Annotated in this window: 22 protein-coding genes; 12 read left to right on the top strand and 10 right to left on the bottom strand. The window is 62.3% G+C overall.

Annotated features, from left to right (window positions below; all coding sequences use genetic code 11):
- Positions 1-367 precede the first annotated feature (367 nt).
- The gene (locus CGL56_RS07290; RefSeq protein WP_099105869.1) at positions 368-949 is read left to right on the top strand and encodes an RNA polymerase sigma factor; all 582 of its coding nucleotides are present in this window, start codon (positions 368-370) and stop codon (positions 947-949) included.
- A 160-nt stretch (positions 950-1,109) separates the two neighbouring features.
- On the opposite strand, the gene CGL56_RS07295 is transcribed toward CGL56_RS07290, so the two are convergent.
- Both CGL56_RS07295 and CGL56_RS07300 read right to left on the bottom strand, forming a co-directional pair.
- Positions 1,110-2,414 carry a RagB/SusD family nutrient uptake outer membrane protein gene (locus tag CGL56_RS07295; RefSeq protein ID WP_099105870.1) on the bottom strand — a complete coding sequence of 435 codons (1,305 nt, stop codon included), beginning with the start codon at positions 2,412-2,414 and terminating at the stop codon, positions 1,110-1,112.
- 76 nt (positions 2,415-2,490) lie between these two features.
- The gene (locus CGL56_RS07300; protein WP_099105871.1) at positions 2,491-5,400 is read right to left on the bottom strand and encodes a SusC/RagA family TonB-linked outer membrane protein; all 2,910 of its coding nucleotides are present in this window, start codon (positions 5,398-5,400) and stop codon (positions 2,491-2,493) included.
- 276 nt (positions 5,401-5,676) lie between these two features.
- Here CGL56_RS07300 and CGL56_RS07305 point away from each other — a divergent pair, with 276 nt between their 5' ends.
- Complete coding sequence (locus tag CGL56_RS07305; RefSeq protein ID WP_099105872.1) at positions 5,677-6,792, top strand: GumC domain-containing protein; 1,116 nt, start codon at positions 5,677-5,679, stop codon at positions 6,790-6,792.
- Complete coding sequence (locus tag CGL56_RS07310; protein ID WP_099105873.1) at positions 6,789-8,240, top strand: O-antigen ligase family protein; 1,452 nt, start codon at positions 6,789-6,791, stop codon at positions 8,238-8,240. Before CGL56_RS07305 ends, CGL56_RS07310 begins: the two co-directional genes overlap by 4 nt.
- Here CGL56_RS07310 and crcB read toward each other — a convergent pair.
- The 7 genes from crcB to CGL56_RS07345 all read right to left on the bottom strand — a co-directional run bounded on the left by crcB (position 8,194) and on the right by CGL56_RS07345 (position 13,359).
- Positions 8,194-8,574 (bottom strand): fluoride efflux transporter CrcB, encoded by a 381-nt coding sequence (crcB, locus tag CGL56_RS18230; RefSeq protein ID WP_167641605.1) that lies wholly within the window; start codon positions 8,572-8,574, stop codon positions 8,194-8,196. The genes CGL56_RS07310 and crcB overlap by 47 nt on opposite strands.
- On the bottom strand, positions 8,571-9,689 hold the full coding sequence (locus CGL56_RS07320) for a glycosyltransferase family 4 protein (protein WP_099105874.1): 1,119 nt from the start codon (positions 9,687-9,689) through the stop codon (positions 8,571-8,573). Before CGL56_RS07320 ends, crcB begins: the two co-directional genes overlap by 4 nt.
- Before the next feature lie 109 nt (positions 9,690-9,798).
- Positions 9,799-10,566: a tRNA pseudouridine(38-40) synthase TruA gene (truA, locus tag CGL56_RS07325; RefSeq protein ID WP_099105875.1), complete on the bottom strand. Its 768-nt coding sequence runs from the start codon at positions 10,564-10,566 to the stop codon at positions 9,799-9,801.
- Entirely contained in the window at positions 10,563-11,246 is a 684-nt protein-coding gene (tsaB, locus tag CGL56_RS07330) for a tRNA (adenosine(37)-N6)-threonylcarbamoyltransferase complex dimerization subunit type 1 TsaB (RefSeq protein ID WP_099105876.1), read from the bottom strand. Before tsaB ends, truA begins: the two co-directional genes overlap by 4 nt.
- Positions 11,243-11,557, bottom strand: a complete 315-nt coding sequence (locus CGL56_RS07335) for an MGMT family protein (RefSeq protein WP_099106090.1) — start codon at positions 11,555-11,557, stop codon at positions 11,243-11,245. The genes tsaB and CGL56_RS07335 overlap by 4 nt, the downstream gene beginning before the upstream one ends.
- A gap of 19 nt (positions 11,558-11,576) precedes the next feature.
- Entirely contained in the window at positions 11,577-12,239 is a 663-nt protein-coding gene (locus CGL56_RS07340) for a sterol desaturase family protein (RefSeq protein ID WP_099105877.1), read from the bottom strand.
- A 34-nt stretch (positions 12,240-12,273) separates the two neighbouring features.
- Entirely contained in the window at positions 12,274-13,359 is a 1,086-nt protein-coding gene (locus CGL56_RS07345; RefSeq protein ID WP_099105878.1) for a PLP-dependent cysteine synthase family protein, read from the bottom strand.
- A 120-nt stretch (positions 13,360-13,479) separates the two neighbouring features.
- On the opposite strand from CGL56_RS07345, the gene CGL56_RS07350 reads away from it, so the two are divergent.
- The 5 genes from CGL56_RS07350 to accC all read left to right on the top strand — a co-directional run bounded on the left by CGL56_RS07350 (position 13,480) and on the right by accC (position 17,282).
- Entirely contained in the window at positions 13,480-13,905 is a 426-nt protein-coding gene (locus CGL56_RS07350) for an NUDIX domain-containing protein (protein WP_099105879.1), read from the top strand.
- Between the two features lie 106 nt (positions 13,906-14,011).
- A complete protein-coding gene (gene radC / locus CGL56_RS07355; protein ID WP_099106091.1) occupies positions 14,012-14,734 on the top strand; it encodes a RadC family protein in 723 nt (240 codons plus the stop codon).
- An 84-nt stretch (positions 14,735-14,818) separates the two neighbouring features.
- Positions 14,819-15,379: an elongation factor P gene (gene efp, locus CGL56_RS07360; protein WP_099105880.1), complete on the top strand. Its 561-nt coding sequence runs from the start codon at positions 14,819-14,821 to the stop codon at positions 15,377-15,379.
- Between the two features lie 17 nt (positions 15,380-15,396).
- Positions 15,397-15,921 (top strand): acetyl-CoA carboxylase biotin carboxyl carrier protein, encoded by a 525-nt coding sequence (accB, locus tag CGL56_RS07365; protein WP_099105881.1) that lies wholly within the window; start codon positions 15,397-15,399, stop codon positions 15,919-15,921.
- Positions 15,922-15,929: 8 nt separating this feature from the next.
- Entirely contained in the window at positions 15,930-17,282 is a 1,353-nt protein-coding gene (gene accC, locus CGL56_RS07370; protein ID WP_099105882.1) for an acetyl-CoA carboxylase biotin carboxylase subunit, read from the top strand.
- A gap of 37 nt (positions 17,283-17,319) precedes the next feature.
- On the opposite strand, the gene CGL56_RS07375 is transcribed toward accC, so the two are convergent.
- Positions 17,320-20,451 (bottom strand): PQQ-dependent sugar dehydrogenase, encoded by a 3,132-nt coding sequence (locus tag CGL56_RS07375; protein ID WP_099105883.1) that lies wholly within the window; start codon positions 20,449-20,451, stop codon positions 17,320-17,322.
- 127 nt (positions 20,452-20,578) lie between these two features.
- On the opposite strand from CGL56_RS07375, the gene corA reads away from it, so the two are divergent.
- The 4 genes from corA to dapA all read left to right on the top strand — a co-directional run bounded on the left by corA (position 20,579) and on the right by dapA (position 24,675).
- Entirely contained in the window at positions 20,579-21,664 is a 1,086-nt protein-coding gene (gene corA, locus CGL56_RS07380) for a magnesium/cobalt transporter CorA (protein ID WP_099105884.1), read from the top strand.
- A gap of 107 nt (positions 21,665-21,771) precedes the next feature.
- Positions 21,772-22,701: a hypothetical protein gene (locus CGL56_RS07385; RefSeq protein WP_099105885.1), complete on the top strand. Its 930-nt coding sequence runs from the start codon at positions 21,772-21,774 to the stop codon at positions 22,699-22,701.
- 55 nt (positions 22,702-22,756) lie between these two features.
- Positions 22,757-23,713, top strand: coding sequence for an acetyl-CoA carboxylase carboxyltransferase subunit alpha (locus tag CGL56_RS07390; protein WP_099105886.1), 957 nt, complete (start codon positions 22,757-22,759; stop codon positions 23,711-23,713).
- Positions 23,714-23,769: 56 nt separating this feature from the next.
- Positions 23,770-24,675 (top strand): 4-hydroxy-tetrahydrodipicolinate synthase, encoded by a 906-nt coding sequence (dapA, locus tag CGL56_RS07395; RefSeq protein ID WP_099105887.1) that lies wholly within the window; start codon positions 23,770-23,772, stop codon positions 24,673-24,675.
- Positions 24,676-24,699 lie beyond the last annotated feature (24 nt).

Genomic DNA, 24,699 nt, shown 5'->3' on the forward strand with positions numbered 1-24,699 from the left:
ATTGGAGTTAAATGAGGTTTTTTTGCATGTAATTTCACTTTTTTTTCACCTTTCTTCGGCCTGGAATCATGGGGTACAGAGGGCGGCAATACGCCCCTTACCCATTGATAGCTAAGCTTTTAAAAATTTATCACCCCCCCATTGCTTTTTTCCGATCCCGGGAAACCGGTCGTGTTAAAATCGGTTAAGGCAACAATGCACTTTGTGTATGTGCACGGGATTTGCTTATCTTTGAAAGGCAAAGGGGTTGCACCCCCCTTCTCATCGTCTAAAGTCTTACTATCGTCTTACGTCTACACTAACTGCCACTGGCATTAGCGCCGGATCCCGCTTCGGGGAATAATCCCAATTTGAAACTGTGTTAGTTATGGACGTCAAGTCAATCAATGATCAGGAACTGATCAACCTCTACCTCGCTGGCCAAGACCGTGCATTCGAAGAATTGCTCAACCGCCACCAGCAGAAAATCTACACCTCCATCTACCTTTTCACGAAGGACCACAGCAAAGCGGAAGACATCTTCCAGGAGGTTTTCATCAAAATCATCGACACGCTGCGCCGCGGCAAGTACAACCACGAGGGCAAGTTCCTTCAGTGGGCCATGCGGATCTCGTACAACATGTGCGTGGATTCCTTCCGCCGCAACAAGCGTCGTCCCCAGGTTGGACAGACCGAGACGTTCAACATCTTTGACGTCCTCCAGTCCCCCGAAGACAATGCCGAGGAAGGCATGATCCGCAGCCAGACCCACGACAAGGTGCGCAAGCTCGTCGACGCCCTGCCGCCCGAGCAGCGCGAAGTGGTCATCCTGCGCCACTACGCCGACATGAGCTTCAAGGAAATCGCCAAGCTCACCCGCGTAAGCATCAACACCGCCCTCGGACGGATGCGCTACGCCCTGATCAACATGCGCAAGATGATCGAGGAGAAGGACATCGTCCTGCAGTAACCCTGCCCTTTCCCCGACGCTACTCAACACAAAAAGCCCCGTTACCCAGCTGTAACGGGGCTTTTTCTGTCCAGGTCCGGTAACGTAAAGGCATGTCTCCAAATACGAAGCCCCGCTGCACACGTGCAGCGGGGCTTCGTTTATCAAGAATAGCCAGGGCCTACACCCCTTCGGAGAGGGGGATCGGGAACTTGGTGAACACGTCGTCGCCCGCCCGGTCGATGGGCAGGAACTGGGCGTTCAGCCGGCCGTAGCGGCGCAGGTCGAACATCCGGTGCCCCTCACCCCACAGGCTGTAGCAGCGCTGGTAGAGCATCTCGTCGATGAGGGCTTCCTGGGTCTCGGGGCCATCGTATTCATCCAGCCCGGCGGCCGTGCGGATGACGTCGAGGGCGTCGACCGCTTCCTCCAGGTTGCCCAAGTTAATGTTGGCTTCGGCGTAGATCAGGATGAGCTCCTCATTGCGGATAATGTCGATGGGCGAAGTGGCGCTGGCGTAGAGGGCCGTTTCAAAATCTCCGTTGAGGCCATCCTGGCTGGTCGACTGCACACGGCGGCGGAACTTGTTCAGGCGGTTATCGCCATTGGTGGCGTTTTCGATGATGCGGGGATGCACGATGATCTGGTCGCCGCTCTGGCCGGGCGCCTTGAAGAGCGGATTGAGGAGGTCTCCGGCAACCGTGCTGAAGATGTGCTCCGGGCCGACGGAGATATCACCGTCCAGGTCCAGGAAGCTGTCCTCCACGTAGGCGAGGGCCTGCTGGTAACGCCCCGCGTGGGTGGCCACCCGGGCGGCAATGGCCCGGTTGAAGCGGGCAAAAGTGGCCGGCGTATTGAAGCCGGCAAATCCATTGGAAAGGGTAAAGGCAAATTCCGCCCCCTGCAGCTGCCCGTGGGCCTCATCGAGCAGGGCCAGGATGGCATCGTAGCCGGCTTCCCGGCCCAGGAAGGGACCGAGGTTTTCGGGGTCGGCCACGTCAACGCGGACGCCGTTGTCACCGAGGAGGTCCAGCACCTGACTCAGCATATACGCCTTGATCGTGTTGGCGAAGGCCCGGTAGCCCTGCTTTTCCGCTTCCGTCACCGCGTCGGTATTGGCCACGGCTTCCAGGAGTACATTGGCGTTCTTGACCACGGCGTAACGGGAACCGAAGGGGCCGGTGATGTAGAAGGTGTTGGCGTCGAGCGTCAGGTCTTCCTTGCCGAGCAGGTCCTCGGTATTCCGGGGGTCGGCGTCAAAGATGTACAGTTCGCGGGCGATCGTACCGGAGGCGGTGACGTAGCTGGTGAAGCCGTTGCGCATTCCCGCCTCCACGCCGGTGGCCAACAGGTCGAGTTCCACTTCGGTGGCGTTGTTGAGTACGCCGCTGAGGCTCGGACCGTTGGGGTCGAATTGTTCCTCGATTTCGCATCCCGTCAGGGCCAGCGACAGGGCGGCCAGCAGAATGATTACGTATGGTTGCATAAATCTATAGTTTCCGGCTTTCGGGCGCGGGCGCGGGTGCCAGGTCCGCCCGAAAGCAATGAGTTAGGTTGATTGATTAAAAGTCCAGTCCGATCTGCAGGTAAAACTGCTTGCTGCTGGGGAAGGGAGCTACCTCGATGTTGGTCGACAGTCCGCCACCGCCCTTGACCGAAGTCTCGGGGTCGTAGCTGCTGTAGTCCGTGATCGTGAAGATGTTGCGGCCGGACAGGCCGACCTTCAGCCCCTTGATGAATTTATTGTCCAGGGGGAAGCGGTAGGCCACGCCGGCCTCCCGGAGCCGGAAGTAGGAACCATCCTCAATGAAGCCGCCGAGGTCGTCAAACTCCCGCGGGGTGGTTTTGCCCAGGTCGGTGAGCAGACGGGTCAGGTTCAGCAGTTCGCTGCCTTCCCGCCAGTGGAAAAGGAAGTTTACGTCCAGGTTCTCGAAGAAGGTGAAGTTGTTGTTCCAGCCAAACTGGAAATCGGGCTCCGTATTGCCGGTCTGGGTGGGTACGCCGTTCACGTTCTCCCACAGTCCGGTGATCGGGGAACCTTCGTTGATGTAGAAGGTACCCAGGCCAAGTCCGAAGGCAACACCGGTCGGCACGAAGCTGGGGATGTCCTTGCCTTCACTTCCGTCCACCACGCCGAGGCGAGTGATCTCACTGCGGTTGAGCCAGAAGTTGAAGGTGGTGCGGTAGTCGACCGCCGGCGTCCGGAGGGGGTTAAGGCCCAGCTGGAACTCAAAGCCGCGGTTGCGCAGGTCGAGGTCGTTGCGGATCTCGTTGCTGAAGCCCGACGAAGTGGGCAGGGAGCGGTCGTAGAGCAGGTTGGTTACGTCGCGGACGTAGTAGGTAGCCGTGATGTTGACCTTGTTGTCGGCCAGTCCGATGTCGGTACCGAACTCGATTTCAGAACTCGTTTCCGGTTCCAGGGCGCTGTTGCCCTGCTGTCCGTTCACGGTGAAGCCCGCCCGACCACCGATGCTGGTGTTGGTCAGGGAGGTAAAGAGGCGGCCGAAGCTGGCGCTGTTGCCCGTTTCACCGTAAGCGGCGCGCAGCTTGAGTTGGTTGACGAAACCACCGCCCATCGTCCAGAAATCGAACTCGTGGAGGTTCATCGCCACCGAGGCGCGGGGAAAGGCATAAAGCTTGTTGGGGTCGCCGTTCAGCGAAGACTTGTCGAAGCGAATGCCGGCCGTAGCGATGATCCGGTCATTGAGGTTTACTTCCTCCTGTACCACGTAACCGAACTCCTCGACGTTGAGCAGCGTCTGGTCCGTTTCCTGGGCGGCACCACGGCTCAGGTTGGTCTGCAGCGGAATCAGCTGGGTGGTCTGGCTCAGCAGCTGGTCGGCCGACTGGTTGATGTAGGTGATACCCGCTTGGGTGGTAAAGTTGATGCCCCCGTCGGTGTAGTAGTCGTGGACGGCAATCGCGCTGTAGTTGTAGTTGAACAGGTCGTTCTTGCCCTCGGCGATGAAGCCGTTCTGGCGGCCGCGCTGCGACTGGAAGTTCTCCGGAACGTAGACGAAGGTCTTGTTCAGGATAAAGTCGAGTCCCCCGTTGAGGACCACGTTCAGCGAGTGCTGGTTGGTCTGCAGCAGGTTCAGGTTGATGTTGATGCCTTCCAGCACCCGGTCCACGTATTCCTCGTTGCGGGTCTGGTCGCGGGTCTGCAGGGGGTTGCCGGAAAAGTTGGGGTTATCCGGGTAGTTTCCGTTTTCGTCTGGGAAGAGGTTGACGTAGTCGCGGGTGAAGGCCAGGGTGTAGCCGTAGGACAAGCCGCCCTCGTTCTCGTTGCCGCTGAAGGAGCGGGAAGCCGACGACCGGATGTAGTTGGTGTTCGACTGGATGCGGAGGCGGTCGTTGATCTTGTGCGACAGGTTGAGGCGGGCGGTAAAGCGCTCGTAACCGGTATTTTTGATGATGCCGGCTTCGTCGCGCCAGCTGCTGCTGACGAAGAAGTTGGTCTTGTCGTCTCCGCCGCTTACCCGCAGGCGGCTGTCCGTAATAAAGCCTTGCTCTCCGTAGATGATGTCTTCGTAGTCGAAAATCTCCCCGCGGGACTGGGCTGCTTCGAATTCAGCCCGCGCGGAGGCACCGTAGGCCTCTTCGATCTGGTCGGCGTTGTAGGAGCGGCGCCCGACCTTGCGGATGATGGTATTGAAGCCCAGGTCCTGGTTAAAGGATACCCGCGTTTCACCGGATACCCCCTTCTTCGTGGTAATGATGATTACCCCGGCGTTGGCCCGGGTACCGTAGATGGCCGCGGCCGACGCGCCCTTCAGCACTTCGATGCTCTCAATGTCGTCGGGGTTGATGTCGGCGATGCGGTTGGAGGCCGATTCCTCGCTGGCACTGTTGGCGCCGGAGGCATTCCGCGAGCCGTTGGGGATTTCCACGTTGGAAATATAGACGCCGTCGACAATGAACAGGGGCTGGTTGTTACCCGACAGGGACGACACCCCCCGCAGGCGGACGGCGTATCCACCCCCCGGCGCGCCCGATGTCTGGGTGATGTTCACCCCCGTCAGCTTGCCGTACAGGGCTCCGTCGACCGTTTGCTGGCTGGTTACCCCGCTGAGCTCGTCGCCCGATACGGTGGCCACGGCATTCGCCAGGTTAGACCGCTTGATGGTGGACGCCAGGCCGGTCACCACCACCTGTTCCAGGTTGGCAATGTCTTCCTGCATGACCACTTCAATCGGTCCGATGCCACGCGAAACTTCAATCACCTGGGGGGCAAATCCCGTATAGGTGAGCCGCAATTCGGCCGGATCGGTGGGTATGTCCAGCTGAAATTGTCCATCAAAATCTGTAATGGTTCCCGTGGTGGTTCCGACCACCAGGATGGATACCCCGATCAGTGGCTCCCCATCCCGATCGGTGACGGTTCCGTTCACGGGGTACTGGGCAAACAGCAGGCAGGGCAAAAAGAGCGCCAGCAGGAGACTCCCCGCGAGCGGCAGTTGATTTCGTAACATAATGATTATTAGTGAGTTTGAGGTACGCAGCCAGAACGTGGTTAGGGGGAATTCCGCTGCTTGAAGTGCCTAAATGTACACGTTGACACTCACATTCAACAAATAGTTGTCGTGACAATTCAAATAAAGCGCAACAATAGTTTACCTAGGCTGACCTAGGCGGTATCCTGTTCGGATCGATTCAGGTGACAGCATCTGCGGTGGTGAACTACCCGGTGGCACCGGTCCCAACCGGCGCGTGTTACCTTTGTCGGCGAGCGTGCTTCAAGCTGACCTATGCTGCCTACCCCCCCGACTTCCACTCCCCCACCCGTCCACCTGCTCGGCGTGCTGCGTACCCTCTGGCGCTGGCGCCGGTCGATCCTGATCACCACCGCCATCGGGGCCGTTGTCTCAATTGTTATCTCGCTATTGCTACCGGTCTACTTCACCGGCTATACCTCCTTCGTGGCCATCAGCCCGGAGCAGGTATCGATCGAAAGCACCTTCGGCACCAACGGTGGGCGGATCCAGTTCTACGGCACCGGCGACGACATCGACCGACTGCTGAGCATCGCTGAAAGCAACGAAGTGGTCGACTACCTGATCGACACCTTCAACCTGTACGGGGTGTACAACATCGACAGCACCAACCGCAAGGGCCCCGTGCGGGTAGTGGAGGAATTCCAGCGCCGCTTCTCCGTCGAGCGCAACCCCCGCGACATCATCGAGCTGACCGTGGAGGACCGCGATCCGGAACGGGCGGCCGCCATGGCCAACGCGGCCCGCGAGCGCATCAACGAAGTGAACCTGCGGCTGATCCGCGCTACCCACGGTCGCAACGCCAGCGGCCTGCAACGGGAAGCGGACGAAAGCCAGCGCCGCCTGGATGCCCTCAACGAGCGGCTTTCCGAATTGCGGCAAACGTCGGGCGTCTACAACACGGAAGCCCAGAGCGAGGCGCTGGCTACTGCGGCCAGCACCCTGGACCGACAGATTGCCGGCACCCAGGCACGACTTGCCGCCTTCCGGGAGATGAGCCTCCGCGACAGCATCGCCAAACTGACGGTGGACCTGGCCGGCCTGCGGGAAACCCGCGGGGCGGTGACCACTCAACTGGAAAAGCTCAATGCCAGCATCGGGCAGATCGACAACCTGGAAGAGGAACGCCTGCAGGCCAACGAGGCCCTCAGCGACAGCCGCACCCGCCTGAAGCAGTACCAGAGTATCCTCGACGGCGACCGCCGCACCCTGGAAGTCATCGAGGAGGCCCGCACGCCCCTGGTAAAGAGCTCCCCCATCCGGTGGCTGATCGTGGTAGCTTCAACCGTACTGACCTTCCTGTGCTCCGTGATCGGGGTACTGTTGCTGGATAGCAGCCGCCGTTACGACTGGGGAAGCATCACGCGATGAACCGGCGGCTGTACACCGGCTACGCGGCGGTGGTGGTGCTCAGCATCGCCCTGGCGGCCGGCAGCGGCCACTACTGGCTGGCGGGGCTGCCCCTGCTGCTGTGGATCTGCATACAGGCCGCGGTCGACATCCGCCCCTTCTTCGGCCTGCTGCTGGTAATGATCCCCCTGGGCACCGAGATCCAGTTGCCCGGCGGCATGGGCACCGACCTGCCCACCGAGCCCATTGCCGTAGGGCTGACGGGTTGGCTGCTGCTGCACGCCGCCCGTCACTGGCCGGAGTACGATCATCGCACCTTCCTCCACCCCATTGCCCTGTTGCTCTACCTCCACGTAGCCTGGATCCTGGTGGCCAGTGGGTTCGGAGAACTCAAACTCATCAGCCTCAAGTTTTCCCTCGCCAAACTCTGGTACGTCGGGGCCTTTTTCCTGCTGCCGCTCCTGTTGCTGCGGACGCCGCGGGCGGTAACCCTCTTCGCACACTGCGTTTTCTGGCCCCTGCTGTTCGTGGCCGTGCAGACCCTGGTCCGCCACGCGGGTTACGGCTTCAGCTTCGCGGACCAGTTCCGCACCATGAGCCCCTTCATGCGCAACCACGTCTCCTACGCCGGTTGCCTGGCGACCTTTTCCCCCTGGCTGGGGTACCTCATCTGGTACCGGCGGCGGGAGGGCAAGACCTACCGGTGGATGGTTTACCTGCTGCTGCCCTTGTGGGTCGCGGCCATCTTCTTTTCCTACACCCGGGCGGCGTACATCGCCCTCTTCCTGGCCGGCATGGGCTTTCTGCTGATTCGCCGGCACCTGCTGCGCCCAGCCGTTACCCTGGCCTTCGTGGCCGCCGCCGCGGTGGCGGTGTACTTCGTCTACGACAACAACTACCTGGAGTACGCCCCCAACTACGACACCACCATTGCCCACCAGGAATTCGACAACCTCATCTCCGCCACCTACAAGCTGGAGGACATCAGCACCATGGAGCGGTTCTACCGCTGGGTAGCGGGGGGAAATATGGTTCCCTACCGCCCCTGGACCGGATTCGGCCCGGGCAGCTTCGTGGAACTCTACCAGGCCTATACCAACAACAACTTCCAGACCTACGTCAGCGACAATGAGGACCGCAGCGGGATCCATAACTATTTCCTGATGACGCTGGTCGAACAGGGTTATCCGGGACTGCTCTTCCTGCTGGCCTTCCTGATCGGCATTTTCTATTACGGTCAGTCGCTGTACGCCCGGCAATCCGACCCCGCCGCCCGGGCCGCCGTAGTAGCCAGTTTGCTGTCGGTAACCATCGTAGCGGCCTTCAGCATCATCAACGACCTGCTCGAGACCGACAAGGTGGGCTCACTGTTTTTCATCAGTACCGCCATCCTTATCACGATGGGCAAGTTCCGCAGGCCGGCTACCCTGCCGCCGGTGACGACAGGTACACCACCGCAACGATACTGACCAGTCCGCTGAACAGACTGGCCCCCAGGTACAGCAGGGCCACGCTGGCATGACCCGCCTGCAGCAGGCCCACCAGTTCGGCGGCAAAGGTGGAAAAGGTGGAAAAGCCCCCACAAAAGCCCGTTACGAGCAGCAGCTGTCCGCCGCGGGGCAGTTGATCGCGGGCCACCAGCGACAGGGCCACCCCCAGGATGATGCACGCCAGCAGATTGGCCAGAAAGGTAGCCCAGGGGAAAGCGCCCTCCCCTACCCCTTCCGAAGGGAAAAGCCGGCCGATTCCGTAGCGGGACAGGGCTCCGACCCCGCCACCCAGAAAGACCAGCAGGGCACTCACACCGTCTGGGGCTGGGGTGCCGGGGCGGTGGTTTCCCGCCCCTCGGTCAGCTCGCGTTTCTGCCGCTTGATGCGTACGGCGTGGCGGTTGAGGAGGTAAGTCAGGGTGACCGCCACTCCGATTTCGATGAGGAGGATAAGGTGGAGGTCCAGCAGCGGATCCAGCAGCAGTGCCAGACTGATGAAACTCAGGTTGACCAGGGCCAGGACGAAGGTGGCCTGGATGTGGGAGAGGTTGGAATCGATCAGCAGGTGATGGATGTGCCGCCGATCGGGCTTCATGGGACTTTGCCCCTTCAGGATCCGGGTGATAAATACGCGGATGGTATCGAACAGGGGAATGATCAGGATGCCCACCGCCACGGCGATCGGCTGATTGAAACGGTAAACGGAAGGAATCGCCCCGCGGGAGCACACGTCAATAAACTCGATGGTCATGATACCCAGCAGCATACCAACGACCAGGGCCCCGGTATCGCCCATGAAGGTCTTCTGCACCTTCGAAACATTGTAGTAGAGGAAGGCCAGCAGTCCGCCCGCGGCGGCCAGGGCCAGAATGCCAAGGTGTACCATGCCCACCACGAAGAACCAGGTACCGAAGCTTACCATGGCAATCACGCCCACCGTGCCGGCCAGTCCATCGATGCCGTCGATCAGGTTGAAGGCATTGGAAATGACCAGCAGGGTAAAGGCACTGGCCGCAATGGAAAACCAAAAGGGCAGGTCACCGGAAATGTAGAAGAGGTCATACATACTTTCCAGCCGGATCTCTCCCCGGGTGACCAGGATGGCAATGGCGATGAATAGCCCAGCCGTCTTCTTGCCGGCCGAAAGCTGGCTGATGTCGTCCTTCGTGCCGATCATGAAGACGATCACCAGAGCGCTCAGGATGTACTGCAGCCCGCCCCACTGGTCCAGCGGCGTGAGCAACAGGGCGCAAAAGAGGATGCCCAGAAAGATCGGGATGCCCCCCAGACAGGGGGTGATGATGGCGTGGCTGCTGCGGGCCTCCGGCGTGGCCACGAGCTTCTTTTCGATAGCAATGCGGATTACGTTGGGCATAATCGCAAAGACCAGGGCAAACGCTATCAGAAAGCTGAGTATAAATACGAACATCTAGGTGTGCTTTGGGTGGGGAAGACTAGTCCCATAGGGGCCGCCAGGTATCAGATGGGTGGGTGGGCGGGGGTGTTGTCCGGCGCAAAGATAACGCACGGCGGTAGTATTACGGAACTCGTTGCCAATACGTTCGGTCCGGATAGCTGACCCGTGTAAGGTACAACCCGGAGGCCGGAGCACTCCACGGTCGGGGCAAGCGCTGCTGCCCGTCCAGCGCCCGCCGCACCTCGTCCAGGGCGAGCTTCCCCTCCCCCACCCGCAGACACATGCCTACGATGAGCCGGACCATCCCCCGCAGGAAGCGGTTGGCGGAAATGTGGTACGTCAGCGCCCGCTCCCCGAATTCCCAGCGGCTCTCCGTCAGCGTACAGTTCATGGTGTAGGCGTCGGAGTTCGTTTTACAGAAGGGCGCAAAGGCACCGTAGTCCAGCAGCAGGGACGCCGCCTCCTGCATCCGGTCGTAGTCCAGTGCTCCGAGCGCGGGTACCCAGGCTACGGTATCCGGGCGGAAGGGGTCCTTTTCCAGGTTCAGGTGGTAGGCATAGGCCCGCCCCGTAGCGCTGAAGCGGGCGTGCAGTTCTTCCGGCACCAGGTACAGCCCCCGCAGGGCAATGTCGACGGGCAGGTAGCGGTTCAGGCGGCCGAGCAACCGCGGGGGCAGCGCTCCGTCGAAGTCGAAATGGGCGGCGTAGTCGCTGGCGTGGACTCCCGCGTCGGTCCGCCCGCAGCCGACCAGCTTGATGGGTGCGCCCAGCATGGTGGACAGGGCCGTATCCACTGTTTCCTCCACCGACAGGGCATTGGGCTGCCGCTGCCAGCCGGCGTAGGCCGTTCCACAGTACGCCAGTTCCAGCAGGTAGCGGCGGGTCGTCACAGCAGGGATTTCTTCTTGGACTGGGTCACGAAAGGCGGATTCAGGTAAAGGGGTTCGTAAGCTGCCACTGCGGGGCGGCGGCGCGCGGGTGCCAGGAGGAATCGCGCCGCCGGAGCAAGGGGCGCGGCAAAGGAAAAGGCGTTGTCGCCATCGAGTACCTCACGGATCCGATCTTGCCCCGGGCCACAGACCCGGATCTTGCCCAGTCCCCGGCCGTTCAGCAATTTCCCCCGCCACTGACTGTCCTTCAGCCGTACGTTCATCACCTCCGATTCCCGGGCGCGGGTATCCGCAGCGAACACCTGACCGTACACCTCACCGCGGCGGGAGTTTACGGTAGCCAGGATGCGGTCCACACCGTCGGTGGGGGCCGCCCAAGCCAGTGCGGCCAGGGTAGGCACTACGCTGAGCTGGAGCCCGGGCAAGGCCAGGCACAGTCCCTTCACCGTGGCCGCCCCTACCCGCAGGCTCGTGTAGCTTCCGGGGCCGTCGCTGAGTACCACTTCTTCCAGTTCGGTAATCGGACAGTCCGCCTGCTCCAGGACTTCCTGGATCAGCAGGGTGAGGTGGCTGGCGTGTTGTTGGGGAGCGGAGGCGGTCACTTCGGCCAGTATCCGGTCGTGGTGGGCCACCGCCACCGAGCACACCTCCGTGGCGGTTTCCAGCAATAATTGCATCATAGGTTCAGTAGCTCATTGGGAGACCAGAATCGGGTGGCAAAATCTTCCACCCGATCGTTGCGGACCACCACGCCCTCGGCTTCCAGGCGTTCCTGCATGGTGGTCGGGGTTGAAAAGTGGTTGCGCCCGCTGAGTTCACCGCGTCGGTTGACCACCCGGTGGGCGGGCAGATCGTCCGTCAGGGATACCCCTTGGAACAAGGCCCAGCCCACCATGCGGGCGCTGCCCAGGGTGAGGAATTCCGCGATGGCTCCGTAGGTGGTGACCCGCCCGGGCGGGATGTGGCGGGTCACCGCCCGCACGTCTTCCATATAGCCCCCTACGGCCAAACTAGCGGTGAATTTCGCGGGCCATCTTTTTATCCTTCTCCGACTTCGGCATCGTTCCGAAGACGTAGTCCCACAACGGTTGGGAAACCCCGAACAGCACTTCGTCCTCGCTGTAGTGGTGGATGGAGTGGTTCACCCACAGGGCCCGCAGAAAATTCCGGGGCGGGGCGTAGATATGAACGGTGTAGTGTACCACCAGGTAGAGGGCGTAGCCCACCACGAAACCGGCCAGGTAGCTGAAGGAGTACTCCCCCAGCACCAGCTCGAAGAGGAACAGCAAGCTGGTGGCCAGCACGATAGCGACGATCGGCGGCATGGCCAGCCGCCGTTTGTCCTTGGGATAATCGTGGTGCATGCCGTGCATCTTGTAGGTCACCTTCTTGTAGGTGTCCGAGGCGCCGTGGGGCGGGTGGTACACCCAGCGGTGGACGGCGTACTCCATGAAGGTGAAGCCCAGGGTGCCCGCGAAGAAGACCGCGGCGACCACCAGGGCGGGGATATCTGTACGCACCTCGGTATACCAGAGCAGGCCGATGGCGTAAACAAAAAAGATGATGATGGGCGTGGCGATGTGGGTCTGCGTCAGCCGGTTCAGTATCTTGTTTTCGAACATCGGCGGGGAGATGTCCGCGTTCGACTTGAATTTTTGTGTTCGGGCTTTCATGGGTGCCAGTTAGGTTGATCGGGATGTCCCGGGCTTATACCAAGTTAAGGCGTTGTTTGATTTTGCGCCCGTACATCCGCTTGTACACCCGGTACATCCGCTGCAAATGCTTGACGCTGTACGAGGCGGGCTCCCCATTGGGTTTCAGGTAACCCTGCTCCTGCATCCAGGCATCGTTGAAGACCTTGCCCAGGTATTTGCTGCCGTGGTCGGGGAAGAGCACCACCACCACGTCGTCCGGCGTAAGCTGCTTGCGCAGCGAGAAAACCGCCTCCAGGGCCGCACCGCTGCTGTAGCCCAGCAACAGTCCTTCCCGCTGGGCAAGTTCCCGTGCGCGGAGCGCCGCGGCCCGGTCGCCTACCTTGATGAATTCGTCAATGAGGTCGAAGGCTACGTTATCGGGAATGATGGTCTTGCCCAGTCCCTCCACTTTCCAGCTGAAGATCTCCTCGGGGTCGAACACCCCTGTCTGCCAGTACTTTTTCAGCACCGATCCGTAGGCGTCGACGCCCACCACGGTCACGTCGGGGTTCTTCTCCTTCAGGTAGCGGGCGGTGCCCGACAGGGTACCCCCGGTGCCGGCGCAGCAAACGTAGTGGGTCACCTTGCCCTCGGTATCCGACCAGATTTCCGGGCCGGTGCTGTGGTAGTGGGCCCCGCTGTTGTCGAGGTTCCAGTTCTGCCGCAGGTAGAAGCTATTCGGAATCGTGGCCGCCAGTTCCTCGGCCCGGCTGTAGTAGGAGGCCGGATCCTCGGGGGCGGCGTCCTTGGGGCAGAGCACGATCTTGGCCCCCAGGGCCTTCAGCAGGGCCTGCTTTTCCGGGCCGGCCTTGTCGGAAAGCGTCAGGATGCACTTGTAGCCCTTGATGGCCGCGATCATGGCAATGCTGAAGCCGGTGTTGCCACTGGTGGCTTCGATCAGGGTAGCGCCCGGCAGGATGCGCCCCTTGCGCTCGGCCTGCTCGATCATGTACAGGGCGGCGCGGTCCTTGGCCGACTGCCCCGGGTTCATCGATTCCATCTTGCCGTAAACCGTGGCCGGAATACGGGTGCCACAAATGCGATCGAGACGAATGAGGGGGGTATTGCCGATGGCTTGTAGAACACTGTCGTGGCGCATAGAATAAGGGGTATTAAAGGCCGGGCAAAGGTAGTTGCTAGCGCGTAAACGTCGCGGCAGTACCCGGGGTTGGGTATATTGCGCCCCCCAAGCCTTCGCAAACATACGCCCAACCCCCGCATGGCCAAATTTAACGTCTCCCTTAAGGCACGTCTTATCCTTGAGGACCGCGGCCGCATCCTGTTGCTGAAGCAGACCAAGCCCAACGGCGGCAACTACAGCCTGGTCGGGGGCACCATCGAACGCAAGGAGTACGCCGTGGAAAGCCTCATCCGCGAAAGCTTCGAGGAGGCCGGAATCGAGCTCACCCCCGCCGACCTCACCCTGGTCCACGTGCTTCACAAACGGTACAAAAAGGCCCACCGTATCGTCCTTTACTTCCGCGCCCACCACTACGAGGGGGAGCCGGAAAGCCGGGAACGCAAGAAATTCGAGAACGTGGAATGGCATCCCTACGGGGACCTGCCGCCAAACCTGACCTCCACCGTGCGCCACGTATTGAAGGCCTACAGCCGGGGGCGGCTGTACTCGGAAATGGAGAAATAGCCCCCGCTTTGATGGCCGTTCTGGCTCCCGGCGGGAGCAGATTATCCCACCAGGGCATATCTTAGGGACGTTGCTTCCTCCCCGGCGGTCCGCCAACCGCCCAACCATGGCCTACCCACCCCCTACGCCCGCGCCCCTGCAAATGCGCGACCTGGCGGCCGACGAACAGCCCCGCGAAAAACTGCTCCGCTACGGCCCCCGCAACCTGACCGACGCTGAGCTCCTCGCCATCCTGCTCCGCAGTGGCATGCGGGGCGTCTCCGCCGTTGATCTAGCCCGCCGCCTCCTGCTCCAGGCCGGCCACGACCTGCACGAACTGGCCGGCCGGCAGGTGCAGGACCTGATACGTACCGCCGGCGTGGGCCCCGTCAAGGCCCTGCAACTCGTGGCCGCCTTTGAACTCGGCCGCCGCCGGGAAGCCGCGCCCCGGCGGGGCAAGCCCGTGCTGGCCGACAGCGCCAGTTGCTTTCGCTTCCTGCGGCCGCGACTGAGCGACCTCCACCACGAGGAATTTCACCTCCTCTGCCTCAACCGCGCCAACCGCCTGCTGGGCGCCCACACCGTCAGCCGCGGTGGCACCACCGGTACCGTGGCCGACGCCCGCACCATCTTCCGCACCGCCCTCCAGCACGGCAGCGTTACCTCGGTGGTCCTGGCCCACAACCACCCTAGCGGACAGGTACAACCCAGTGCCGCTGACCTGCGGCTCACCACCAAACTGGGGCGGGCGGCCCGCCACCTCGACCTCCACCTCCTGGACCACCTCATCGTGGCTGGCCACCGCTACTACAGCTTCGCCGATCACCAAATGCTGGAAGCGGCCGAATAGATAAGTCGAGAAAACCTATCTTCGCGCTTCCTTATCCGATACGGGCCAAATGCTTACATTGTCCCGTGCTCTAAACCGAAAATTATGGCTTCCACCTCAGATATTAAGAACGGGTTCACCTTCCGGCACAACCACGATATCTACAGCGTTGTCGAATTCCAGCACGTCAAGCCCGGCAAAGGCGCCGCCTTCGTGCGCACCAAGATCAAGAGCCTCTCGACCGGCCGCGTCCTCAGTGAAACCTTCCCCTCCGGCCACAAGGTCGACGAAGTCCGCGTGGAACGCCACAAGATGCAGTTCCTCTACAAGGACGACATGGGCTACCACTTCATGAACGCCGAATCCTACGAGCAGGCCACCATCCAGGAAGCCATGATCGATAACCCCGGCTTCATGCGGGAGGGCGACACCATCGAGGTACTCTACAATACCGAAGACAATACTCCCCTGACGGTCGACCTGCCCCAGTACGTGGAAATGGAAGTTACCTACACCGAACCGGGCATCAAGGGCGACACCGCCACCAACACCCTCAAACCGGCCACCCTGGAAACCGGGGCCGAAGTTCGCGTTCCCCTGTTTGTGAACACGGGAGACAAAATTAAGATAGATACTCGCAGTGGCTCCTACATGAGCCGTGTGTAATTCACAACGCCCTACGCATGACGCTTAAAGACATTCAGGAACTGATTAAACTGATCACCAAGACCGAGGTCTCGGAGTTCAAATACAAGGACGAGCAGGTATCCCTGCACATCCGCGGAAAATCCTACTCGCCGGCTTCCGGATCGGGGAACGCGGCGCCCGCCGGGCCGTCCATCATCAGCGTACCCGCCCCCGCAGCCCAGAATTACGCTCCGGCACCGGCACCCCCGCCCGCCGCCCCCCAGGCAGCGGCCCCCGAGGCACCGGCCAAGAGTGGTGGCAGCGGTGACTCCGGCGCCAAACTGCTGGAGGTGAAGTCGCCCATGATCGGCACCTTCTACCGCTCGGCTTCCCCCGACAAGCCCCCCTACGTGAAAGTAGGTGACCGCATCGCCAAAGGCGATACCGTATGCATCGTGGAAGCCATGAAGCTCTTCAACGAAATCGAATCGGAAGTAGCCGGTAAGATCGTCAAGGTACTGGTCGAAGACGCCCAGCCCATCGAATACGATCAACCCCTGTTCCTGGTAGACCCCTCCTAACCCCCAGTATGGCCCAGAAATTCAACAAGATACTCATCGCCAACCGCGGCGAAATCGCGCTGCGCATTATCCGGACCTGCCGGGAAATGGGCATCAAGACCGTGGCCATCTACTCGACCGCCGATCGCGAAAGCCTCCACGTGCGCTTCGCCGATGAAGCCGTCTGCATCGGGCCTCCGGCCTCCGCCGACAGCTACCTCAGCATTCCCAAGATCATGGCGGCCGTGGAGATCACGAACGCCGACGCCGTTCACCCCGGCTATGGATTCCTGAGCGAGAACGCCGACTTCGCCGAAATCTGCCAGGACTACGGCATCAAGTTCATCGGCCCCCGCCCGGAGCACATCCGGACCATGGGCGACAAGATCACGGCCAAGGACACCATGATTCGCGCCGGCGTACCCGTAGTACCCGGCGACGGCACCCTGCTCAAGAGCGCCGAAGACGGCATGCAACGCGCCGAGACTATGGGTTACCCCGTTATGATCAAGGCCACCGCCGGTGGCGGCGGCAAGGGGATGCGCATCGTCAAGCGGAAGGAAGACTTCGTCAATGCCTGGAACAGCGCCCGCGCGGAAGCCAAGGCCAGTTTCGGCAACGACGGCATCTACATGGAGAAGTACATCGTCCAGCCCCGTCACATCGAGATCCAGGTGGTTGGCGACCAGTACGGCAACGTCGTTCACCTGAGCGAACGGGACTGCTCCGTGCAGCGCCGCCACCAGAAACTGCTGGAGGAGTGCCCCAGCCCCTTCATGACCGACGACCTGCGGGAACGCATGGGCGAGGCGGCCATCCAGGCCGGCAAAGCCATCAACTACGAAGGCGTGGGCACCGTGGAATTCCTGGTCGACGCCGACCGGAACTTCTACTTCATGGAGATGAACACCCGCATCCAGGTGGAGCACCCTGTAACGGAGGAGTCGATCGACCACGACCTCATCAAGGAGCAGATCAAGGTGGCCTACGGCGAGAAGCTGTCCGGAATGAACTACCTGCCCAAGGGGCACGTAATCGAATGCCGCATCAACGCCGAGGACCCCTGGAACGACTTCCGCCCCAGCCCGGGCAAGATCACCAGCTTCCACAGCTCCAAGGGCCACGGCGTGCGGGTAGATACCCACGTCTACGCCGGCTACACCGTCAGCCCCTACTACGACAGCATGATCGCCAAGCTGATCGTCCGCGCCCCCACCCGTGCGGAGGCCATCACCAAGATGGAGCGCGCCCTGGACGAATTCATCGTAGAGGGCATCAAGACCACGGTTCCCTTCCACCAGTGGCTGCTGCGGCAGAATGACTTCCGCGACGGCAACTTCGATACCGGCTGGCTCGGCAAGCAGGAGCTGCCCCGTAACTAACCAAGACCACCCGGCCCGCAAGGGTCGGGTGGCTATTTTATTTTCCCAGCTTCCCGGGGTAGAAGGTCAACTGATCGATCCACCCCAGGTCCGCTGGCCGGTGGTGGCCCATGTCGTCGGTAACCACCCCACCTTCTCCTTTCCAGACCAGGTACAGGTCGCCCCGCTCACGCCGGGGTGGCAACCGCAGGTCAACCTCCCGGTATCCCTCCCCGGCCGCGACGGTCGTTTGCGTCAGCAGTTGCCCCTCCGGTCCGCCCAGGTAGAGGCCCAGCTCCCCTTCACTTTCCGCGTGCAGCCGCAGCCGTAGACCACCGAGGTCCGTCAGGTCGATGTCCGCCAATTTCATCCAGCCGCCGGGCCGGAAACTCACCACCCGGAAGGCGTTGCGCTGGCCGCTGCCGGGCACCGCGGCCCGGTAGAGTTCGTCGGCGGCCGATTCCGCCTCGAGGCTTGGATCGCGCAGCACCACCAGCCCCTGCCCCGTCAGGGCGGGAGCATCTCCCCTACCCCCCGCGTCGCGGTAGCTGGCCGACAGCACGTAGCTCCCCTCCCCCTGTCCGGGACGCACCGTGCCGGCCAGCGGCATCCGTCCCGGATTGTTCAGTGAAAGGATGTAGCCGACCATAGCACGCGCATCCTCCCGGGAAAGGGTTGGATGGGCGGACATCATCCGCTCTCCCCAGTTTCCATTGCCGCCCCGGATCACTTTCTCCGCCAGCCGGTCGATGGTGGCGGGGGCATCGTCGTACCGCTCGGCTACTTCCAGGTAGGAGGGCCCTACGTTGGCGGAGCGCTCCCGGTGGCAGGTGGAGCAATCCCCTTCGGCGAGGAGGGCCTGACCGGCGACGTAGCGCAGATCGCCGGCGGGCAGGCTGCGCTTGCCCAGCCGGAGGGCGGAGACGAGCTCCGGATCCTGGATCCAGTCGCCGTTGACCACGGCCTGACGGACGTCGAGCGTTCCGCCGGCTGCATCTTCTTCGTCTTCCACCAGGGTGCGGTAGCTGATCTCCTGCCGGTCGGGAAAGAGGAAGCTGGCGTTGCCGTTAGTGGCCAGGGTCACCCGGGGGCGGGCGTTCCCCACCACCAGTTCCCGGCTGGTTTCGCTGCGGGCCCCGCTCGGGTCGCGCACCTCCAGCCGTACCAGATGGGGCCCGGGAGAGGTCAGGGTGGGCTCAAATACGGCCGTAGTTCCCGCGGGCGCTCCGTCGACAAACCAGCGGTAGGACAGGCTGTCGGCGGGGTCGGGGTCGTAGCTCTGCTCCGCGCTCAGGCGGGGGCGGAAGGGAATACCGCCCGCGGTTTCCGACACCTCGGCTATGGCCACCGGGGGCCGGTTGCCCCGGCTGTAGGTGATGCGTACCAGCCGGGCGTCGGGGTTATTCATGAAGTAGTCGTTGCCGTATTCCAGGACGTACAGGGCGCCGTCGCGGCCAATCTTGAGGTCGATGGGTTTGCTGACGGGCCAGTCGGGCAGAAAATCCTCGATCTGGACGACCGATTGGCGGGCGCTGTCGAGGGTGACGACCTTGATCCAGCTGCGGGCCCACTCGTAGATGAACCACTTGCCGTGGTAGTAGGCCGGCAGGGCCCGCCCCGCGATGGGGAGCAGGCGAGTGGAATCGTAAAAGGGACCGGCCATGGCCGATCGCGATCCCTGACCCAGCTGGGGAAATTCGCTGCTCGGCCCGTAGGGGTACCAGATGAGGGCGGGGCGGGCCGGGGGGAGTTCTCGGCGGCCGGTATTGTTGGGGGAGTCGTTCAGCGGTGCCGCGGGATCAAAGAGAACCCCCACGGCATCGGTGGCGAAGTCGCGGTCCGGGTAGGCGAAGTTGTCCCCTACGAAGTACGGCCAGCCGTAGTTGCCGGCTTCCCGGGCCTGGTTCCACTCGTCGTAGCTCTGGGGGCCGTAGCGACCGGCCTCCCCTACGTCTGGGCCCACGTCGCCCCAGTAGAGGTAGTTCGTCCAGGGATCGACGGTTACCCGAAATGGGTTGCGGGCCCCCATCACGTAGATCTCCGGCGCCCCGTCGGAACCGTCGGCCGGGAATAGATTGCCCTCGGGGATGGCGTAGCCCCCTTCCGCCAGCGGTTGGATGCGCAGGATCTTGCCCCGCAAGTCGTGGGTATTCCCGCTGGATTTCTGGGCGTCGAAGGGTCCGCGGCCGGGGCGCTCGTCGATGGGTGTATACCCGTTGCTCTCCTTGCTGCTGGTGTTGTCGCCGGTACTGAGGTAGAGCAGTCCGTCGGGGCCGAATTCCACGCTCCCTCCGGAATGGCAGCAGGTTTCCCGCTGCACCGGCACCCGTAGCACCTCGGTTTCCGATCCTTCCACCAGTGTTCCGCCGCGGAATTCCCACCGGCTCAGCACCTGGTCGGTGGAGTCGCAGGGGGCCGGACTGTAGTACAGGTAGATGTAATGATTCTCGCGGCCGTAGCCTGGATCCAGGGCCAGTCCGTGCAGCCCGTCCTCGTAGTTGCCTTCCGTACAGACTTCGAACTCCCGCACGACGCGGGTTGCGCCGCTGCGGGGGTCGTACAACTTCATTTTGCCGCGGCGTTCGAGGAAGAGCACCTGTCCGCCTGGCAGCAGTTCCATTTCCATGGGCTCGTAAATGTCGTTGTCGAGCACTTCCACTTGGAAGCGGTCCCACTGGGGGGCGGCGGGGGGCAGCTCGACCGCCTCTCCCGTCGGAGCATCCGCGGCCGTGTAGAAGGCCTGCACCTCCTCCGTAACGGGCGCGTCGGCTGGGGCGTACACCCTACCCAGCCCGTGGGGTACGGTGCCGCCAGCGGCCGCCTCCCGGACTTGGGCGTACCACTGCCATTCGTAGGGAATGTCCGGACGGTCGTCCTGGATCAGTAGCCGTCCGCCCGCCAGCACGAAGCGCTCCACGGCACGCTGCCGGTGGGGGGTGAGGCTGTCGTAGGCCAGGTCCACCAGGGCCAGGTTGCGGTACTGGAAGAGGGAATCTTCGTCGAGCAGGGCGTAGCTGTCGGCCGCGCGGGTGCCCAAATTGGCCAAACCGGCGAGCCAGCCATCACCCCCCCCGCCGATGACCAGCAGGGGGCTTTCCGCGGGGAGTTCAACGCGTTCCAGGGCCCGGCGATCGTCGGAGCAAGAGAGCAGCAGAAAGAGAAGGAAGGAGGAGAGAAAGAACCGGATCATACAGTAAGGAATAACGATTCGCCAAGTTACACCGCCCCGGTGAAGGCGACCAGGGCAAACGCAACCGATTACTTACCTTGCCCTGACTGGATTCCCCTGCACCCGCGTACGCGCCAACCCTAACCCCATGCGAATCTATAACCTGCTGCGCTCCACCGAAGAGAAGGCCGTCACCGCCCGGCGGAAAGCCGGCGCGCCCCCCGGCACCATGATATATACCGGACACCGGGAGATGGAGCGGGTCCACGTGCACCTGACGCAGTACCACGGCGACTTTCTGGAGGTACAGACGGAGGAAGAATCCATCCCCGCCCCCCGGACCCAGCAGGCCACCCAGTGGTACGATCTGCGGGGCCTCCACAAACTGGAGCTGGTGGAGCGCCTGGGCCGGGAACACGGCATGCACCCCCTGGCGCTGGAAGACATCGTGGACGTGCACCAGCGGCCGAAGATGGAGGTCTACGAGAACGGCGTCCTCTTCATCATCAAGGCCTTCGCCTTTGACGCGGCCACCCGCGACCTGAGCATGGAGCAGATCTCCATCTACCTCACCGAAAACACCGTGCTGAGCTTCCAGGAGGATGCCGGCGACCTCTTCCGCAGCGTCCGCAAGCGGCTGGAAACGTCCAGTGGGCGCATCCGCAGCCGGGGGCCGGACTACCTGGCCTACGCCCTGGTGGACAACATCGTGGACAAGTACTTCACCGTCATCGACCAGATCGAAAGCGAACTGGACCGGCTGGAGGACGTCATCATGAAGTCGCCGGAAATGTCGACCAAATCCCAGATCCACGACCTGCGGCTGGCCCTGCTCACCCTGCGCAAGAGCATCAGCCCCCTTAGGGAACTCATGAACCGCTTCAGCGATTCGGAAAGCCGCCTCATCAGCCAGGACACCCAGGTGTACGTGGCCGACTTGCGCGACCACGTCATCCAGATCACCGACCTGGTGGAAACCTACCGGGACGTGACCAACGGGCTGTACGACCTGTACGTCAGTGAGATCAGCTTCCGGATGAACAGCGTGATGCAGACGCTGACCATCGTTTCTACCATCTTCATCCCCCTGAGTTTTCTGGTGGGGGTGTACGGCATGAACTGGGAGTATATGCCCGAATTGCGCACCCGCTATGGCTACTTCGTGCTCTGGGGGGCCATGATTTTGATTATTGTCGGCATGCTGGCCTGGTTCCGCAGCCGGCGCTGGATCTAGTCCCCGGCCCGCCAGCGACACCCTCATCCGGTAGCGGACTTGGCGCCGGTACCCATAAACCGGAAATGGATTTGTAAATTTGCGCCTTCAACAAAGCGGCCGCTGCCATGAACAAACGTACCCTCACCATTATCGCCGTCATTCTGGCCCTGCTGCTGGTGGGTTCCCTGATCTGGGGGGTGACCACCCAGAGCAAGCTGGAAGCGGACTATTCCCAGAAGTCGGAAGAGGCCGAGCAGCTCACCCTGCTGCGCGATAAGCTGATGCAGTCGGTCGACAGTCTCGACCAAGCCTTCACCGAGGTGTCCAACGAAAACGCCGAACTGCAGGGGCAGCTCACCGAGGCCCAGGAAACCGCCAAGCGCGCCCTCTACGACATGCGGCAGGCCCAGCGGTCGCGCAAGAACGACAATACGGTAGCCTACCAGATGCGGGTGCAGATCGAAGACCTGATCAACGTACGTACCATGCTGGAAACCAGCATCGCGGAACTCGAGGAAGAAAACCAGGACCTGCGCGAGCGCAACGTGGCCCTGAGCCGCGACCTGAGCACCGCCAAGACCGAGGCCTACAACGCCAACAAGAAAGCCGACAACCTGACGCGGATGAACCGCAGCATGGAAGCCGACCTGGAACGTATGACGCTGGGGGCCTTCCGCGCCTCGGCCATGCAGGTGGACCTGCTGCGCAAGAACGGCTCCAACACCGCCAACGCCAGCCGCGCCCGCCGCATCGTGGTGAGCTTCGACCTCACCGACGTACCCCGGGAGTACCTGGGCGTACGGCCCATCTACCTGGTGCTGACCGACGAGTCGGCGACCCCCGTCATCAGCGAAAACCCGGTGCGGGCCAAGAGCATCGTCAACGGTGCCGAAAAGGACATCATCGCCCTGGAGGGCCGCGACGTGAACATCGAGCGCAACCAGCGCCTGACCTTCACCCACGAGCTCGACGACAAGCTCGCCGAGGGCTTCTACCGCGCCGAGATCTACACCGACGTGGGTATGCTCGGATCGGCCAAGGTGCAACTGCGGTAAGCGAACCGCTACCCCGAACGGGGAATTAAGGGATCTGAAAAAAAGCTAACAACTGATGGTGTTTCTGGAATTTGAAAAGCCCCTCGAACAGCTCTACGAACAGCTCGAAAAGGTAAAGGAAGTAGGCGAAAACGGGGTGGTCGACATGCAGTCCACCATTGAGGAGCTCGAAGGAAAGATCAAGCAGACCCGCCGCGACATCTACGCCAACCTCACCGGCTGGCAACGGGTACAGCTGAGCCGCCACCCGGAGCGGCCCTACACCCTCTACTACATCGAGCAGATGTGCCGCAAGTTCGTGGAGCTCCACGGCGACCGCTGCTACGGCGACGACAAGGCCATCGTGGGTGGCATCGGTAACCTCGACGGGCAAACCGTCGTCATCATCGGCCACCAGAAGGGCGTCAACACCAAGATGCGGCAGTACCGCAACTTCGGCATGGCCAACCCCGAGGGCTACCGCAAGGCACTGCGGCTGATGAAACTGGCCGAACGCTTCGGCTTCCCGGTGATCACCCTGATCGACACCCCGGGGGCCTTCCCCGGCATCGAGGCCGAAGAGCGGGGGCAGGCCGAGGCCATCGCCCGCAACCTCTTCGAGATGGCCCAGCTGCGGGTGCCCATCGTCTGCGCCGTCATCGGTGAAGGCGCCAGCGGCGGTGCCATCGGCATCGGCCTGGGCGACCACGTCATGATGCTCGAGAATACCTGGTACTCCGTCATTTCCCCCGAAAGCTGCAGCAGCATCCTCTGGCGCAGCTGGGACTACAAGGAACAGGCCGCCGACGCCCTGAAGCTCACCGCCGAGGACATGCACGGCTTCGGCATCGTAGACGAGATCGTCAAGGAACCCCACGGCGGGGCCCACTCCTCCCCCGAGGAGATGGCCAAGACCCTGAAGCGCCAGCTGAAGAAGGCCATCGCCGCCGTCCAGGAAAAATCGGTGGAGCAGATGGTCGAAGACCGCATCAACAAATACGTGGCCATCGGACCGGTGACCCACGCAAAGTGACGCCCGGTCACCCACTCCCCTTTATTCCCGGTTCATCCCGTTGACCTACCGATCCCATGCAACCCTCCCTCCCCCCCTTCAGCGGCACCGGCGTAGCGCTTATCACCCCATTCCGGGCGGATAAGTCCATCGACTACCCCGCCCTGGGCCGAATCATCGACTACGTGATCGACGGCGGGGTGGACTACCTGGTCTGCCTGGGCACCACCGGTGAGGCCATCACCCTGAGCACCCAGGAGTGCCGCGAGATCCTCGACTTCACCATCCGCCACGTCGACGAGCGGGTGCCCATCGTGGCCGGATTTTTCGGCGGCAACTATACGGAGCGGCTCGCCGGGTTCATCCGCGACTACAACTTCGACGGGGTGGCCGGCATCATGTCCAGCAGCCCGGCCTACAGCAAGCCCCCCCAGGAGGGCATCTACCAGCACTACATGCGCATCGCCGAGGTGGCCCCCCGCCCCCTCATCATCTACAACGTGCCCGGCCGGACGAGCAGCAACGTGCTGCCCGAAACCATCCTGCGGCTGGCCGAGGAGAGCGATCGCTTCGCCGCCGTGAAGGAAGCGAGTGGCGTACTGTCGCAGGCGACCGAGATCCTCCGCCACCGCCCCGACCGCTTCGGGGTGTTGTGCGGCGACGATCCCCTGGCCACCGCCATGATCGCCGTGGGCGGCCACGGGGGCATCAGCGTCATCGCCAACGCCCTGCCTTCTCACTTCAGCCGCATGGTCAACGCCGCCCTGAACAACGACGTTACCGAGGCCCGGCGGCTGAATTTCGACATGCTCGACATCCACCCCCTGCTTTACTGCGAGGGCAACCCAGTGGGCATTAAGGCCGCCGTTTCCCTGCTCGGCCTCTGTGAAAATCACCTGCGCGTGCCCCTCGTCCCCCTGAGCCTCCCCTACCAGGAGCAGCTGCAGGCGGCGCTGGAGCAAGTCCCCGGCCTGCACTCCTAGGGCAGGCCCCATCGTTTAACCGCT

Source organism: Neolewinella marina (genome assembly GCF_002631205.1).
GTDB classification, from domain to species: domain Bacteria; phylum Bacteroidota; class Bacteroidia; order Chitinophagales; family Saprospiraceae; genus Neolewinella; species Neolewinella marina.